The sequence below is a fragment of the Zobellia galactanivorans genome (assembly GCF_000973105.1).
Lineage (GTDB): Bacteria > Bacteroidota > Bacteroidia > Flavobacteriales > Flavobacteriaceae > Zobellia > Zobellia galactanivorans.
The window spans coordinates 3,479,908-3,495,751 of sequence record NC_015844.1; the positions used below are offsets into that span (position 1 = coordinate 3,479,908).

10 protein-coding genes are annotated in these 15,844 nt (G+C 43.5%); 2 read left to right on the forward strand and 8 right to left on the reverse strand.

Features of this window, described 5'->3' with window-relative positions:
• Positions 1 to 11 precede the first annotated feature (11 nt).
• Entirely contained in the window at positions 12 to 656 is a 645-nt protein-coding gene (locus ZOBGAL_RS14155; RefSeq protein ID WP_013994335.1) for a DsbA family oxidoreductase, read from the forward strand.
• A gap of 392 nt (positions 657 to 1,048) precedes the next feature.
• Positions 1,049 to 2,995, forward strand: a complete 1,947-nt coding sequence (locus tag ZOBGAL_RS14160; RefSeq protein ID WP_197541271.1) for a DUF5060 domain-containing protein — start codon at positions 1,049 to 1,051, stop codon at positions 2,993 to 2,995.
• Positions 2,996 to 3,016: 21 nt separating this feature from the next.
• Here the strand turns inward: ZOBGAL_RS14160 and ZOBGAL_RS14165 are convergent, their stop codons facing one another.
• From ZOBGAL_RS14165 to ZOBGAL_RS14205, 8 genes are all read right to left on the reverse strand, one after another.
• Positions 3,017 to 4,225 (reverse strand): mechanosensitive ion channel family protein, encoded by a 1,209-nt coding sequence (locus ZOBGAL_RS14165; protein ID WP_394331320.1) that lies wholly within the window; start codon positions 4,223 to 4,225, stop codon positions 3,017 to 3,019.
• A 208-nt stretch (positions 4,226 to 4,433) separates the two neighbouring features.
• On the reverse strand, positions 4,434 to 5,282 hold the full coding sequence (locus tag ZOBGAL_RS14170; protein WP_013994338.1) for a universal stress protein: 849 nt from the start codon (positions 5,280 to 5,282) through the stop codon (positions 4,434 to 4,436).
• A 151-nt stretch (positions 5,283 to 5,433) separates the two neighbouring features.
• Positions 5,434 to 5,826, reverse strand: a complete 393-nt coding sequence (locus ZOBGAL_RS22750) for a hypothetical protein (protein ID WP_013994340.1) — start codon at positions 5,824 to 5,826, stop codon at positions 5,434 to 5,436.
• A gap of 677 nt (positions 5,827 to 6,503) precedes the next feature.
• Complete coding sequence (gene pafA, locus ZOBGAL_RS14180) at positions 6,504 to 8,132, reverse strand: alkaline phosphatase PafA (protein WP_013994342.1); 1,629 nt, start codon at positions 8,130 to 8,132, stop codon at positions 6,504 to 6,506.
• Between the two features lie 336 nt (positions 8,133 to 8,468).
• Positions 8,469 to 9,419 carry a glycerophosphodiester phosphodiesterase family protein gene (locus ZOBGAL_RS14190; RefSeq protein ID WP_013994343.1) on the reverse strand — a complete coding sequence of 317 codons (951 nt, stop codon included), beginning with the start codon at positions 9,417 to 9,419 and terminating at the stop codon, positions 8,469 to 8,471.
• A gap of 66 nt (positions 9,420 to 9,485) precedes the next feature.
• The gene (locus ZOBGAL_RS14195) at positions 9,486 to 10,874 is read right to left on the reverse strand and encodes a RagB/SusD family nutrient uptake outer membrane protein (protein WP_013994344.1); all 1,389 of its coding nucleotides are present in this window, start codon (positions 10,872 to 10,874) and stop codon (positions 9,486 to 9,488) included.
• Between the two features lie 18 nt (positions 10,875 to 10,892).
• Complete coding sequence (locus ZOBGAL_RS14200) at positions 10,893 to 14,396, reverse strand: SusC/RagA family TonB-linked outer membrane protein (RefSeq protein ID WP_052725563.1); 3,504 nt, start codon at positions 14,394 to 14,396, stop codon at positions 10,893 to 10,895.
• 118 nt (positions 14,397 to 14,514) lie between these two features.
• On the reverse strand, positions 14,515 to 15,762 hold the full coding sequence (locus ZOBGAL_RS14205; protein ID WP_013994346.1) for a FecR family protein: 1,248 nt from the start codon (positions 15,760 to 15,762) through the stop codon (positions 14,515 to 14,517).
• Between the last annotated feature and the right edge of the window lie 82 nt (positions 15,763 to 15,844).

Here is a 15,844-nt window from a genome sequence, read left to right on the forward strand (position 1 = left end):
TAACATAGATTATGGCAGAAAAGATAAAGATAGATTTGGTTTCAGATGTAGTTTGTCCTTGGTGTGTAATAGGTTACAAACGCTTGGAAAGGGCCATTTCTGAAATGGGTATTGAAGACAAGATCGAGTTGGAATGGCAACCCTTCGAACTGAATCCGCATATGCCGCCTGAAGGGCAAAATGTACAAGAGCACCTTACCGAAAAGTACGGTTCCTCACTTGAAGATCAAAAATTGTCTCAAGAGCGAATGACGGAATTTGGCGAAGAGCTAGGCTTTACCTTCGACTATTTTGATGATATGAGAATGGCCAATACCCGTGATGCACACGTTTTACTCGAATATGCACATGAAAAGGGCAAGCAGACCGAATTGAAAATGCGATTGGTTACGGCATTTTTTAGTGAAAGAAAAGATGTGTCAAAGCGAGCGGTCTTGGCAGAAGAGCTAAAGGCCGTTGGTTTAAATGCAGAAGAGGCCATGGCCCGACTGGATGATGATAATGCACGTTATGAAGTCACTTCCAAAGAGCAATATTGGCAGGGACTGGGCGTATCTTCGGTACCTACTTTTGTGTTCGATAAAAAGAGCGCACTGACGGGGGCACAGCCGGTAGAGGTTTTTAAACAAGTGCTTACCGAACTTATAGAAAAGTAGTACGTTGGCTTGGCCGAAATAAGGCCGGGCCCAAATCGGTTTGGAACAACACCGATAGCGGAAAACAGAACATAATCCAATTTATTAAAAGCCATAAACGCACTGCCGTTTGTGGCTTTTTTTTTAAATGCGGATTTAGGGTTCAATTCGAAAAGACGGCTACGGCTGATGGATAGAATCGAAGGAATAAAGGGTTTTGTAATTGAATTTTAAAGCGATAGGAAATAATCGGGTTGTGGGAACCATTATCTTATCCTATTTTCGGGCTTGCATTCAAACCCATTGTAAACAATCCTTAAAAAAGGAAAAGGTCCCGTTTTTATAGATTTCGAATGCAGCTTTGTACCATAAAAAGGCTACAGGGAATAACCCACGATAAAAAATACGATCCAATGGATGCTACCCGATCATACCGAACGAATTTCTTAGTAAGCAAGTATATCGTTATGGCCGTTCTTTTTTTAGTTTTTGGTTGCCAGGCGACTAAAACGGATAAGGAAAAGAAAGAAGGACTAAGGGGCCAGAACCAAGAGCTGTCATCACAACCACATGCCGATGAGGTAGCGGATAATGCCATAGCAACACCCATATACCAACAATGGCATACGGTAGAACTCGATTTTAAAGGTCCCCAAACTTCCGAAAATGCTACCGATAATCCGTTTTTGAATTATAGGCTAAACGTAGAATTCAAGCATGCGGAGACCAATTATACCATTAGGGGCTTCTATGCCGCCGATGGAAATGCTTCGGAAAGCAGTTCCGACAAAGGAAATATCTGGAGAGTTCGGTTTACACCGGATCAATTGGGGAAGTGGACCTATTCCGCAGAGTTGTACCATAAAGATAGCATCGCTATAAAAGGCGATATTTCTGGGGCGGAAAAACTTTCTATTTCAAACGCCACGGGTGGTTTTAAAGTAATCCAATCTGATAAGGAAGGTGTTGATTTTAGGGCGCATGGTAGGCTTGTGGTTTCCAAAGGCTATTATAAGTTTCGGAACAGCGATAGGTATTGGGTGAAAGTAGGGGCGAACAGTCCGGAAAACCTATTGGGCTATGTAGATTTTGACGATACCTACCGGATAGCCTCATCCAATAAAGATGGAGAGGCCAGTACGACCGATAAAATCCATTCGTACCCTACCCATCTAAAAGATTGGAAAGCTGGAGACCCCACTTGGAAGGATGGCAAGGGAAAGGCTTTGGTCGGTGCTATAAACTACCTTGCCGATACAGGAATGAATTCGGTTTATTTTTTGACCATGAATCTTTTAGGTGACGGTAAGGATGTGTGGCCTTATACAAAACCCGATGAGTTAGATCGTTTTGACGTAAGTAAACTTGAACAATGGGAAATCGTTTTTCGCCATATGCAGTCAAGAGGAATGATGTTGCACGTGGTACTACAAGAAACGGAGAACGAAACCCTATTGGACGGAGGCGATACCGGGCCTTTAAGAAGGCTCTATCTCAATGAGTTGATGGCCCGCTTTGGCCACCATTTAGGCCTTACATGGAATTTAGGCGAGGAAAATGGGCCTGCCGATTGGTCTCCCCTAGGTCAGAACGACGCCCAAAGAAGGGCTATGGCGAAATTTATCAAGGAGTCGGACCCGTACCAACATCCCGTACTGCTACATACGCATTCGCATGACCCATTGCGCAGCGATATTTTAGACTCGATTGTGGGGTATACATATGTAGACGGACTTTCATTGCAGCAAGACGAAAGAAAACAAACCGCTGAGGTCATCGAAAGATGGAAAAACAAATCAAGGGAAGCGGGACACGAATGGCTCATTACCATGGATGAAATTGGGAAATGGTTTCAAGGGGCCGTGCTCGATAGTGAAGACCCTACCCATGAAAGCTTAAGAAAATATGTGCTTTGGGGCACCTTACTTTCCGGAGGGGCGGGAGTAGAGTGGTATTTCGGGGCCAAGCATCCACACAATGATTTAAATTCTGAAGACTGGCGGCAGCGCGATCGGCTTTGGAAAATATCAAACCATGCCCGTGTATTTTTTGAGGAGAACCTTCCGTATTGGAACATGCGGCCCGAGCACGGTTTGGTCAATCTGAAAGATGCCTATTGCTTTAGGGAAAAAGGCCAGGTCTATGCTCTTTTCCTTCCCAAGACAAAGGAAGCTACTATCAATTTTTTGGAGGTAGAAGGAAGCTATCGGATACGTTGGTTCGACCCTCTCAACGGAGGCGAACTTCAAAAAGGTTCCATCGATAAGATTACGGGAGGTGGCATCCGCTCTTTGGGCCATCCGCCCAATACCACGGGTTCGCCCCATGACGACTGGGTATGTCTTCTAAAAAAGATATAAGCTAATGGGCGTCAGGCTTACTTAGTTCATTTTTGCAGGAAGGGGATTCAAAGAAGTAGGCAGTTCAAAAACTTCTAAATCAAAATAAGGCAATGCGGCAAAGAGGTGGTCGAAAATGTCGGCCATGATATATTCGTAGTTTTCCCAACGTTTGTCAGAACTAAAGGCATAGATTTCCAATGGAATCCCTTGCGTGGTGGGGGCTAGCTGTCGTACCATCAAGGTCATTCCCTTGTTTACGGCAGGGTGGTTCTGTAAATAATTGATCACATACTTTCTAAAAACGCCGATATTGGTGAGATTTTTTCCATTGATGGCTAGTTCCTTATTTACCCCGTTGGCCGTATTGTACGAAGTAATCTGCTCGTCTCGCGTACTCAGGTAGTCTCGTATAAGCTCGATGTTTTTAAAGGATTCAATGTCTTCTGGATGTAAAAAGCGAATACTTCTTTGGCTGATGACCAAGGCGCGCTTCATTCGTCTACCACCGCTATTCTCCATGCCCCTCCAGTTTTTGAATGAATCGGAGATCAAGGCATAGGTGGGAATGGTAGTGATGGTCTTATCAAAGTTCTGCACTTTTACCGTGGCGAGCGTGATTTCACTGACATTACCATCGGCACCGTATTTTTCAAAAGTAATCCAATCGCCAATACGCACCATATCGTTAATGCTGACCTGTATACTCGCAACCAGACCCAAGATAGAATCTTTGAATATGAGCAAGATTACGGCGGAGCCGGCACCAAGGGCGGTGAAAAACTTCCAGATCAAAACATCGGTAATGATGGCAAAAATGGTCAAGATGCCCACAAACCATGCAAAGATCATAAAGACCTGGATGTAGCTATCCATAGGTTTATCGCGAAACCGTGGCTTGGTCTTTAGATAGTCGTTCGTGCTCCTAAAGAGACTCTTGACTATAAACAGGGTCAATATAACAAAGGTAATCTGTAATATTTTGAGTGCGACAATACCGCCATATTCAAAATGAAAAAAGGCAAAGGGGAAGAATTTGAACAAGATAGTTAAAGGAACGATATGGGCCACATAACGGGGCACCTTGTTCATCACCAAGAAATTGTCGAAATTGGTCTTCGACTTTCGGGCGAACCGTAAGGATAGGTTACGCAAAACGCGCCAGATTATCAAATCTAGAAACCAGGCTAAAATTAATGAGCTTACCAATACGATCAACAAGTTCAGGTACGATGCGACGCCTTCGCTCATTCCTGTTTTTAACAAATAATCATATAGAATTGTATGCAAACCTTCTTCCATATATTTCTTTATAGAAATTCCGTTTGCAAAATTAAGCCATAGAAAGAACTAAGAAAGCGAATACGTGAAATAAATGACAGGTATTTGAAATACTTTAACGAATTGCTAAGGACATGCTTGATGGTGGATGTATCAGTGAGGTTGGGGCCTTGGTTTTCTATTTGTCGTTTAGGGCCAGAACCGGGACATTTTCAAAATATACCAACTTGCCCAGTGTGGGTTGGCCCAGGCCCATCTTTTGTAAAAAAGTGCGCTTCTTGTTGATGTAGCTTACCATATGGCTGCGTCTGATCTCCACAAAGCAGTTTATGGCCGTGGGCATCTCTACGTTGCGTACGGTATTGAATGTATGGTCGATATCTTCAAAATAGGTGCTCAACAGCTTTTTATTTGCCTTTTGCCTATCGTTTAACGAATCGGGATCTTCTAAGCTTAGTACTTGAATGCTAGATTTGCTGAGTTTTGCAATTTCGGCCAAGTGTCGTATTTCGCTAGGGTTAAAATCGGTTTTAAAATTGGTCGCCAATACGATTTCCTTGGGTTCGTTGAAAACGGCATTTTTTGGAACGATCAAAACAGGGCAGTTTCTGATTTGTTCTATCACCGAAAGTGCGGTTTTGCCATACTTGCCCATCCGTCTATTGGTCATGCCCTTTGCCCCTATGACCAGCATATCGATTTGCATTGATTTAACCACGTCTTTTACGGCATCTAAGAAGGGATAAGGGCGCGACATAACGTGGAAGCGATGTTTCGGGTTGTCGTTTTCAAAGGTCAAATGGGTCAATATATCTCCAAGACCTTGTTTTGACCTATTTTCCGATAGCTTATTGAAGGCTTCGTCGGGATCTAAGAGGGCAACACTATCTAGGCTATGGGAATCTTTGGCGTACGTATTGAGAATGTAAAAATCGCAGTCCTCATTTTTGTAGAGTTGAATGGCGTATTCCATAGCGTTCAACGAATTTTTTGAAAAATCGGTTGGTAATAGTAGCTTTTTTCCCATGATTGTTGTTTTAATTGTTTTGTTTTTAAATGGACGTGCTCGGCGATCGGGCAGCTTTCGGGTCCCGATATGTCTTTGGGGCCTTTGATCCTCCCGATGTTTTATCGGGAGGGGCAATCTTAGTTTTAAGACCTTTGATCATTTTGAACATCTAGGTTTTTGCGTGTAAAAGAATTTGTGATAATACCTGTGTTTTAATGCTTCTGTATTTTTTGACATGTTCAAGGTATAATTTGCGACTCGCTTCGTGCTTATGCAGATAAAAGGCGTCGCACTCGGCCGTATCACATTCGATTATATTGCCGATGTTCATTTTGTATTTGTAGAGCTTTCCGATGTGTGATCGGTTTTCTCTTTGCAATTCTTGCAGTTGTTGGTACAACTGTGAATTGTTGAGCATGCGGTCTTCAATGTCCATTAGGTAGTCTAACTCTTCATTTATGAACTCAAGGTGTTCCGTCCAACCGGAAATTTCTACCTTATCTTTTTCCATCATGATACGACTATCGGGTTCGTGCGCATAAAAAGGTTGTGATACATTCATAATTTTATATTTTTATTATTACTGTGGCGTTTCGGCCCTTTGTTTCAAAGTTCACTTGCAAGTCATTCAATGGGAATGGTATGAATGACGATCTAGTTGGTCAGTGGGACGAGAATCGATATTCTTTTTATAGGTACGACCGTGAATTCCACTGTTTGAAATAGGAGCAAACTACGTATGGAATGGAATAACGATTTCAAGGGTCGCCTTACAATGGGGTATTGTTTGTTTTTCATTTCCATCTTCATCTTGGCATTCCGTCTGTCAAGGGTGTTTCCTAAAAAAAAAACTAGGTGCTAAGGGCGCTATTCCGCTTTCTTTACGGATGAATTAGTACTAACGTCAAAGAGTATGCCTATAAAAGAAATGCTTTTGCCGATGAGTGTAATTGCTTAATTGTCAATAGTTAAGGAGGTGTGTTGAAAACAGGGGCAATTTAAATGCGGGGCGAATTTCCCCAGGTGATGAATTTTGGACCGATACGGGGTAAATTTTAAATAGAGAAAGTGAGCGGTGAAATCGTTAATATATTGAAAATCAGAAGAAATGATTTATGGGTTTGTGATGGGATTTGTTGAAAGTTTTTCAAGGAGGAATAAAGAGGAATAAATAGGGTATAAAAAAATAGCCAAGGCATGCCTTGGCTATTTTTCCTTGTATGGAAGTGTCGTGTCGTTTTATTTCCCTTCAAAAATTTCTTCAATAGGTTGGTCGGAAGATGTGTCCGGCAAAGGTAAATCTAACAGAAAAGATAGGGTAGGGGTAATCTGGTCGATAGTGTGTTTGGCTACACTGCTTCCCTTTGGAACATGCCATCCGTACCACAACATGGGTACATGGGTATCGTCGTTGTATGCCGTACCGTGGGTGGTACCCTCGGTTCGGGTCGGCATGCGGCCTTGGTCTAAATGTAAAAGGAGGTCACCAGAGTTCATTTTGTTCACACTTTTTCTGAAAAAGGCATCGATATCCAAATTTCTGGAACTGTGAAGTGATGGCACGTATACTTCCTTTACACCGTCCAAAGATTTAAGAATGGAAGCAGCGGCTTTTAAGATTTCTTCCTTTGGTGTGTCTACATCGTTAAAATAGATGTGGGGGACACTAAAATGGGCGATATAATCGGCTTGCCCAAATAATTTGGCGAGCCCCATGTTTAAGCTATCCTTAATGCCTTTAGTGTCAATGAACTTGCCCGTTAAACGCGATTTTTCCAAGAATACCGGGTTGTCGCTTCCCGCATGGTCGGCAGAAAGAAAGAGCAGGTAGTTGCCCTTGCCAACACTATCATCTAAAAAGTTAAGCAGTTCCGATAGTTCCCCGTCCATTCGTACATAGGTGTCTTCCAACTCCTTGGAGCGTATGCCGAAACCGTGTCCGACATAATCGGTGCTGGAATAACTGATGGTCAGAAAGTCGGTATCGTCATGCGAGCCTAATTTTTCCCCTTCAATGGTGGCCTTGGCCATTTGGGTCAATAGGGTATTGCCAAAAGGAACTTGGGACATCAGTCCGAAATTGCCGTTCTTTTTCCTGATTTTTTTAAGATTGTACGGAAAGGTGGCATCTTTTCTTCCTTTGAACACTTTTTCCATAACGGCCTTATCGGCGCCACTGTTCTTATAATCCTGTATTGGCCTTATGGTTTCCCAAGTGAGGTCTAACAACGAATCGGCCAATTGCCGTGCATTGAACTGTTCTAGCCAAGCGGGAAGCTTTTCCGTATAGTAGTTGCTCGTAATAAACTTACCTGTTTCCGAGTGGTACCAAAAAGCGTAATCTGCCATATGTCCCGCAGGAAGAATGGCTCCTCTATCTTTTAACGATATTCCAACGACTTTCGATCGGCCGCTGGTGGCTAGTTTCAATTCATCGGTAATGGTTTGCGATTTTAGGTTTCTCGGTGAACGGGAATAGCTGCTCACCTCCTTTTTTGAAACGCCGCTGCCATCGGTTAAAAATACCGTTTCATCTTCGGCACAGTAAACCGTTCGGCCTTTTTCCCTACTGTACCAATCATTGGCAACGATGCCGTGGTTGGCAGGGGTGGTACCGGTGTAGATCGATGCGTGCCCCGGCCCGGTATAGGTAGGCACATAATTGTAGTGCATGTTCTTAACGTTAAACCCATCGTTCATCAAACGTTTAAAACCGTTTTCGGAATAATTGTCCTGAAAGCGGTAAAGGTATTCGGCACGCATTTGATCAAGAACAATACCCACTACCAGTTTGGGTTTGTCATTGGTCTGTGCGTGGGCCAGTTGCGAAACAAGGGCAATAGCTACTAAAAAAATCCTGTAATTCATACTGTTTGTTTTTGTAATGGCCGAACTTTTGTCGGGTGGCCATTGGTGATATATCTAAAAATGAACTTTGTTGGTATGTTGGTTATGTCGTATTCAACTTTAATCATACTACCGGCAAGAAGAATCGCAAGCATTGAAAGGGGGCCGCTTAGCTGCCAAGCGACAACGCATAGGGCGCAAGTTAGTGCAATATGGACTTTCAAGAAAGGGCTTTTGGGGCAAAAAGGGTGAATCGTAATCATAAATAGGTCTCGTTCAGGTGCCGTGTTCGTAGGCTGTTGTTCCCATGTTCGCAGTTGCACTATTCTAGGCCCGGCCTGGTAAATAATGATTTTCTTATCGATGGAGCTTTTTACTACGCAGGTAATTTATCAGTAATTGTGGGCGATCGGTCTGTATAATGTCGATATGGTTATCTATAAACCAATCGTAGATCGAGGGGTTTAAGACGGCTTTTTCATCGTCGTGGCCCCCATTGTGTTGTGGCCATAATGAATTGACCCATACCGAAGCCCCTTTTTTTCGGATCTCGTCAAAATCCTTTATAATGGCAATGGTATCTTGGGGGGCGGTAAATTCAAATGCAACGGGTACGTCTTGGGTGAGGTAGCCATCTATGGTTTCCTTGGCATCCGGGTCGTCTAATCGTACTATGGGCATGAAGAATACCTTGTCTAAATATTCCCCGAATTCTTCCTTTACTTGGCTATAAGGAATATTTCCCTTGATCACAACCTGGTTATGGGTGCCTGTCTTTTCCATCACTTGATAGCATTTATCGAAGATATCGTAGCTCTTGTCCAAATTGACCAAAATTTTTCCTTTACAAAGTTGTAAGGCCTCTTCTAGGGTGGGTATTTTGTGCGGGGTGCTATGTCCGATTCCGTCTTTTAAATGGAGTGTTTGCAGGTATTCCCAGCTAAGGTCCGATACGTTTCCGCTTCCTGTAGTGGTTCGATCAATGGATCCATCGTGCATTAATATCAGTTGGCCGTCCTTGGTTTTCCTGACATCTATTTCGACCATGTCTACGCCCATATCGACACAGTTTTGAATGGCCTGTAAGGAGTTTTCAGGGGCATTGCGCCAATCACCTCTATGTGCCACCACGATTACTTGGTCGTTGTGCGAATCGGTAAGGTTGGCAATAAGGTCTTCTACGCTAGGTTTCTTTGTTTGTTCCGCCTCGGTGCGGTGCGGGTCGATCGGGGTGTCGTTCTTAACCTGTTGGTTGCAGGCCGTTAGGGTAATTACCAGGGTCAACAACCCTATTACTTTCTTATGCATCGTCAAAAGGGTTTTTTGTGTGAATTAAAGGGGGACGGGACTATTTTTCCGCCCCCCTTGATTATTTTAGTATCCCGGATTTTGAATAAGTGCGGGGTCTGCAGCTATCTGACTGGCGGGAAGCGGCAACAACAATTTGCTGTCGTCGGTAATGCCTAGAACGCTTTTGGCCCTTCCTTGACGTAAGAGATCGAACCAACGATGGCCTTCCCATACCAATTCCAATCTTCTCTGAAGGTCGATTTCCCCAAAGACGGATTCTTTGTCGGTTGCCCCGGTATAGTCGCCCAAGTTTGCTCGGTTTCTGACTTCGTCCAAGTAATCGATGGCTTCCGCTCCATTGCCCAGTTCATTCTCGATTTCGGCCAACATTAAAAGAACATCGGCATAGCGAAGTACTACCCAGTCGCTATCTGAATCAGCTACCACGGTAGTAGGTACGGCAATTTTATTGTTAAATGCCAGTCCTGATTCCAAGGTCTTAACGTAGACATCTTTACGGGCATCGGCCTCAGTGTACAGGGCGTAAAAATCAGGTTTAAGAACACCGTGTCCTTTGGTTCCGGTCATGTTTTCCTCGACCCTTCCCGTAGGGTTGAACATACGGTAGGCATCCGATCCCTCGGTGTTTGAACTTAGGCCCGAAGCATATTGTACGACAAAAATGAGTTCGTCGTTCAATTCGTTTTCCAAAGAAAAGACCTGGTCGGCCGCTATGAGCTTATGCGACTTTGATTCTACAACGGCATCTAAATATGACTTGGCCTTGGCGTAATCTTTCAAGGTCAGGTAAACTTTCCCCAATAAGGTCTGTGCGGCCGTTTTTACAACTCGGCCTTTGTTATCGTCATTGCGTACCGGTAATAGGCCTACCGCTTCGTCAAGGTCGCTTATAATCTGTAGGTATACCTCACTGACCGGAGTTCGGGTTTGACCGAAATAATCTTGTGGGTTGGCTACCTCGTCGATTACCAAGGGCACATCACCGAAAGTACGTACCAAATTAAAATAGAGCATGGCCCTTATGAATAGCATTTCGCCTTTTCTTGCGTCTTTGGTGGCCTCTTCAGCGAATTCAATATCCTGAATTCTATTGATGACAATGTTGGCCCTTTGTATTCCTTGATAACTATCTTCCCAAACATCGGCAATGAGTTCACTCTGGGGGATGACGTTAAAATCGTCTAACATACCATAAACACCACCATCATTGGCCGGGGTCTCATCATAGGCATCTTCACCGGGCAACTCGCCTACGGCAGGCATGGCCGTATTGTAAACACCTGTTAGTTGAAGTGTGGCAAAAACGGCATTTACGGCTTCTTCCAATTCGGTCTCGTTCGTGTAAAAGTTATCGGCGACCTTTGATGTATTCGGGTTTTGTATAAGTTCCTTTTCGCAACTTGTCACAACCAAGGTCATGACAACGATCAGTATATATAGATACTTCTTCATTTTAATTTCTTTTTATGTTTAGTATGATATTTTAAGACCTACCGTGTAAGTGCTGGAAATAGGGTAGTTCCCTCCGGTAGTATAACCCGACTCTAAGATGTTGCTAGAAGTTCCATCTGGGTTCCAACCTCTCCATTTTGTTGAGGTAAAGAGGTTATTGCCCGATACGTACACTTGAAGGGCCGATACCTTTAACTTGTCTAATAGGTCTTGTTGAAAGTCATATCCCAAACGAAGATCCCTAAACCTAAAGTAATCGCCATTACCTTCCTCTACGGTTACCGAGCTTCTTAAAATCTTTCTTGAGTTTGAGAAGTTACCGAAATTAGGTTGTCCTAAGAATCCATCAGGATTGTTTACAGGGTGGTATCTGTTTTCAAAATAATAGGTAGTGGGTACTCCGAAACCTTCACCTGATTCGGTCAAGGAACTAAGGTCGTCATCGAGTAAGGTCCTTCCTTCCACGCCTGTGAAATTAAAACTTAGGTTGAATCCTTTATAGCTTACATTGGCTCCGAAGCCGTAAGTGAAGTCAGGGGCATAGGTCCCTTTTGATACCTTATCGTTACTATCTATTACACCATCGTTGTTTACATCAACCGCCCGAAGGTCACCGGTAATCGTACCATCTAAATGGGGGTAGTTGTCTATTTCATCTTGGGTTTTGAATACGCCATCAACTTTATACCCGTAAATTTCGGCGATCGGATGGCCGATTTGGGTAACGAAGAGTTGGTCTCTTCCCGTGGCGATCCTATCTTGGCCTGGGCCTAAGGCTAACACCTTGTTCTGGTAAGAGGTCAGGTTGGCATTGAATCCGATACCAAGGTTGCCCACCATAAAATTATTGCCGGCAAGTTGAAATTCCCAGCCTTTGTTCTCCATTTCACCAATATTGGCCAGTACGTTATCGTAACCTGTTTGTTGCGGTACGGGTACATCAAGCAAAAGATCTTTGGTATTGGTCTTGTAATAGGCCATGGTAAAATTCAATTTGTTGTTGAAAAGGCCCAGGTCTAGTCCGATGTTCATTGATGAGGCTATTTCCCATCCAAGATCGGGGTTGGGAGCGGAGGTGGTGATAAAACCAGGAGAGATTGCACCGTTAAAAACATAGTTAGAGCCCGTAACCAAGGCTTTTGAACCATAGGTACCTATCTGGTTGTTCCCTGTTTGTCCCCAGCTCGCGGAGAATTTACCAAAGCTCACTAAACCATCGGATGGAAAGAACTCTTCTCGGCTGAATACCCATCCGGCAGATACCGAAGGAAAGTTACCCCAACGATTGTTTACACCGAACCTTGAAGATCCATCCCTTCTAATGGCGGCGGAAAGTAGGTATCTTGCACCAAAATCATACTGCAAACGCGCGAGATAAGATTCCAAGGTCCAGATTCCCATATCGGAGATTGCGGTAAACGTACTGGCACCTGCAATGTTTCTTACGTTGTCATCGGCAAACCCTGTACCCGTAACCTGGGTCAAATCGATTCTTTCCTTTTGAAAGGTATACCCTGCCAAAACGTTCAAATGATGGTCTCCATAGGTTTTGTCGTAGGTCAGTGTATTCTCGATCAAATAATTGACCTTGCTCTGTTTGTATTGATCCGCTTCGGCATCCGACCTTGGGGCGGGAGTTCTATAGGAACCAACACTTATCGGATAATAATAGTTTCTTATATAGGAGTCGTAATCGCCGCCAAGTGACAATCGGTAGGTGAGACCGTCGATTATTTCGGCATCTAAGTAGGTGTTACCAAAAACTCGGAAGCGTTGCTTGCTGTCTCCCACTTCATTGGAGGTGGCCACAAGGTTTTCTACCGGTGTTCCGTTAATGCGAACACCTTCGATTTCATGTTGCTCGTTAACCAACTGTTCACTGATGTTCACGCTTCCGTCCGCGTTATATGCCCTGTAGAAAGGCGAATTCAAAGGGATGAGTCCTAAGGCTCCGTTACTTCGGCTACCTTGGTCCACTGAATTTTCAATGGAATAGGAAGGCTTTATGTTTACTCCGAATTTTACCTTTTCGGAAACTTTGCTTTCAAGGTTGATAGATGCCGAATAGCGTTTGTAATCGGTACCTATTACAACCCCTTCTTGATCGAAATATCCTAACGAGGTGTAGTATTGTGTTTTATCGTTTCCTCCGGAAATCGAAAGGGCATAATTGGAAATTGGGGCCGTTCGAAATGCTTGGTCCATCCAATCGGTGTTTACAAGTCCTGATTGGCCATCTAGGTAGGGTTGAAGATCGGTTAAAAATAATTCACGCCCGTCTATTTGTTTTCCGTCGATCAATTTTGTGACCCTTACCGAGTTGGGATCGCTTTCACTTCTATTGGTAGGATCTTTTGATACATAACCCCAGTTACGGGCTTCGGTAAGGAATTGGGCGAATTGATAGGCATCTACCAAATCCATTCCGGAGCTTTGTTGTTGTACCCCTCCGTATATATCTAAAGTTACCGTAGTCTTTTTGTTGAGGCCACCGGCTTTTGTGGTAATCAATATAACCCCGTTGGCAGCGCGTGAACCGTAGATGGCGGCTGAGGCGGCATCTTTTAAAATGTTGATGGTTTTTATGTCATTAGGGTTGATCGAACCTAATGAGCTTCCTTCCGATAACGGAAAACCGTCTACCACGATCAATGGGTTTGACCCAGCGGTAAGCGTTCCCGTACCCCTGATCACTATTTGTGAATCTTGGCCGGGCTGTCCATTCGATTGGTTAATGACAACTCCGGAAAGTTTACCGGCAAGTTGCTGGTCTATGGTAGCTGCCGTAACGTTCTGTAGGTCTTCACTTTTTATTTCGGATACGGATCCAATGACCTTGCTTCGGGATTGTTGGCCATATCCAATAAGTACGACTTCCTCAAGTGCGGCCGAGGCAGGCTCAAGTTGGGCGGAGATAGTGGTTTGGGAGCCTACAATAATTTCTTGTGATTTGTAGCCGATATAAGAGACTTCCAAAACGGCATCAGGACCTATTTCCAAAACGAAATTACCGTCAAAATCGGTAGCGGTTCCATTGGTCGTACCTTTTTCCACAACGCTTGCGCCGGGCAAGGGATCGCCATTTTCGTCGGTTATCATTCCCGATATGCTCTGCTGTATGATCAAGGGCGTTATGGGAATATTGACGGCTTTAGGCGTGTTCTTGGCCTGGGTCAGATAAATCTGGTTCTCCAAGATCGTGAACTCGGTCTTTCCAGCATTAAAAACCTGTCTCAAGATTTTTTCAATGAGTTCATCATTGGCCGAAATGGAAATTTTTCTTTTTAAGTCAACGTCCTTTACTCTATAGACAAACCTGAAGTCCGTACTATTTTCAATCTCGTCGATAAAATGTGCGATCGTGGTGTTCTCAAGTTTTACTGAGATTTTGTTCTGTGAATACGTGCTGTTGGCACTCATAGAGAACATCGCGGTCAATAAAAATAGCGTGGTCAATTTCATTTTCAGGTCAAAACGAATGGTTGAACGAATGCTTCTCGTTGATATAAGAAGTTTTTTCATACTTTTATAATGTTTTTTTTGGTTGAATTCTTTTCGATCAATTTTACAATCGGGAAGTGTTGCAGCACTTTCCGATTTTTGCCTTTAAAAGGCTGATGATGTATGTTGTTAGGCTTGTTTATTTCATAGATGTAGGGTTTTGGTTAATTGTTATGTGAGTGTCGTTTATTGAATAATCTATGCCGTAGGTCACCTTTAAATCTTCGAGTACTTTTTGTATGGTGATGTTCGCGTAGCTTGCATTAAAGATTTCTTCCCCCAATCGGGTGTTGTGATTGGTTATGGATACGTTATAATGTCGCTCCATTTTCTTCAAGATGCTTTCAAAGCTCATATTGCGAAAGACCAGGTTTCCGTTCATCCAAGAAGTGTAGATATCGGTGGAAACTTCTTGGGTTTCGATCGTACCGTTTTCTTTTTCAAATGACCCCATAAAACCAGGCTCAAGAACGGTACTTGTTAGCTGGTCGAAAGATTGTGTTTGTTCGTACATTCCCACGGAACCTTCTACAAGCACTACGTTGGTCTGGGTATCCTCGGGATAGGACGAAACATTAAAATGCGTACCGAGCACCCGTACGTCCAATTGGTCGGCTTTTACGATAAAGGGGCGCAAAGAATCTTTGGCCACATCAAAGAAGGCTTCCCCTGATAAATACACTGTTCGGTCTTGGTCCTTTAAAAATTTGGTAGGATACCTAAGGGAAGTGCCTGCGTTAAGGTTTATAACGGTGCCATCGGAGAGTTTTAGTTCAAACCTTTTGCCATAAGGCACCTTAAGGGTGTTGAATATTGGTTTTTCTGCGGTACTGCTACCCTCGTAAACAATTTGGTTTCCTTTTTGTAGGCCTACTACATTTCCGTTTTTGCCAATAACTTGCTTTGTGCCATCTTCACTAAGTACCTGAATTTGGCCGTCTTCCATTTCCAAGGTAATGGCATTGGGCGGTATGATCATTGTGTTGTCTGCCAGGCTGTCTTTCCAAAAGAAATAACTCGTAGCGAGCACACCTATGAAAAGGGCGGCTATAGAGGCGTATTTACGCCACAAGGTAGACGACTTTGTTTTTGACGGGATCGAATGTTCTTTTTCCTTGGCCGTCTTCAATATATCACCAAAGGAAAGGTCCGTGGAGGTAGCTTCGGTTTTTTGGTGCTCTTTCAATAACTGCAACACCTCCTCAACGGAAGGTATGTCGTTCGAATTTGTAGAACTTTGGAAATAGGAGATGACCCAGGAAGTCTCTTCCTCGTCACATTCATTGAGAATGTAGCGTTTTAAAAGTTCAGAAATAGGTTTGTGTTGATGCATGATCAGTGTTTGTATATAGAATACTCCCGTAAAGGAAAAAAGTACTATTCCCATCTGAAAAAAAATCAAAAAAAATTACAGGAAAAAGGAAGATTTAGAGGTAAACTGTTTAAAACAAGTGTTTTACGGTGTTGGG

What these genes read in the sequence shown, in the direction of transcription:
- ZOBGAL_RS14160 (WP_197541271.1), top strand. Translation starts at nt 1,049, where the DNA reads ATGGATGCTACCCGATCATACCGAACGAATTTCTTAGTAAGCAAGTAT.
- ZOBGAL_RS14170 (WP_013994338.1), bottom strand. Translation starts at nt 5,282, where the DNA reads ATGGGAAAAAAGCTACTATTACCAACCGATTTTTCAAAAAATTCGTTG.
- ZOBGAL_RS14190 (WP_013994343.1), bottom strand. Translation starts at nt 9,419, where the DNA reads ATGCATAAGAAAGTAATAGGGTTGTTGACCCTGGTAATTACCCTAACG.
- ZOBGAL_RS14205 (WP_013994346.1), bottom strand. Translation starts at nt 15,762, where the DNA reads ATGGGAATAGTACTTTTTTCCTTTACGGGAGTATTCTATATACAAACA.
- ZOBGAL_RS14155 (WP_013994335.1), top strand. Translation starts at nt 12, where the DNA reads ATGGCAGAAAAGATAAAGATAGATTTGGTTTCAGATGTAGTTTGTCCT.
- ZOBGAL_RS14165 (WP_394331320.1), bottom strand. Translation starts at nt 4,225, where the DNA reads ATGAGCGAAGGCGTCGCATCGTACCTGAACTTGTTGATCGTATTGGTA.
- ZOBGAL_RS14200 (WP_052725563.1), bottom strand. Translation starts at nt 14,396, where the DNA reads ATGAAAAAACTTCTTATATCAACGAGAAGCATTCGTTCAACCATTCGT.
- ZOBGAL_RS22750 (WP_013994340.1), bottom strand. Translation starts at nt 5,826, where the DNA reads ATGAATGTATCACAACCTTTTTATGCGCACGAACCCGATAGTCGTATC.
- pafA (WP_013994342.1), bottom strand. Translation starts at nt 8,132, where the DNA reads ATGAATTACAGGATTTTTTTAGTAGCTATTGCCCTTGTTTCGCAACTG.
- ZOBGAL_RS14195 (WP_013994344.1), bottom strand. Translation starts at nt 10,874, where the DNA reads ATGAAGAAGTATCTATATATACTGATCGTTGTCATGACCTTGGTTGTG.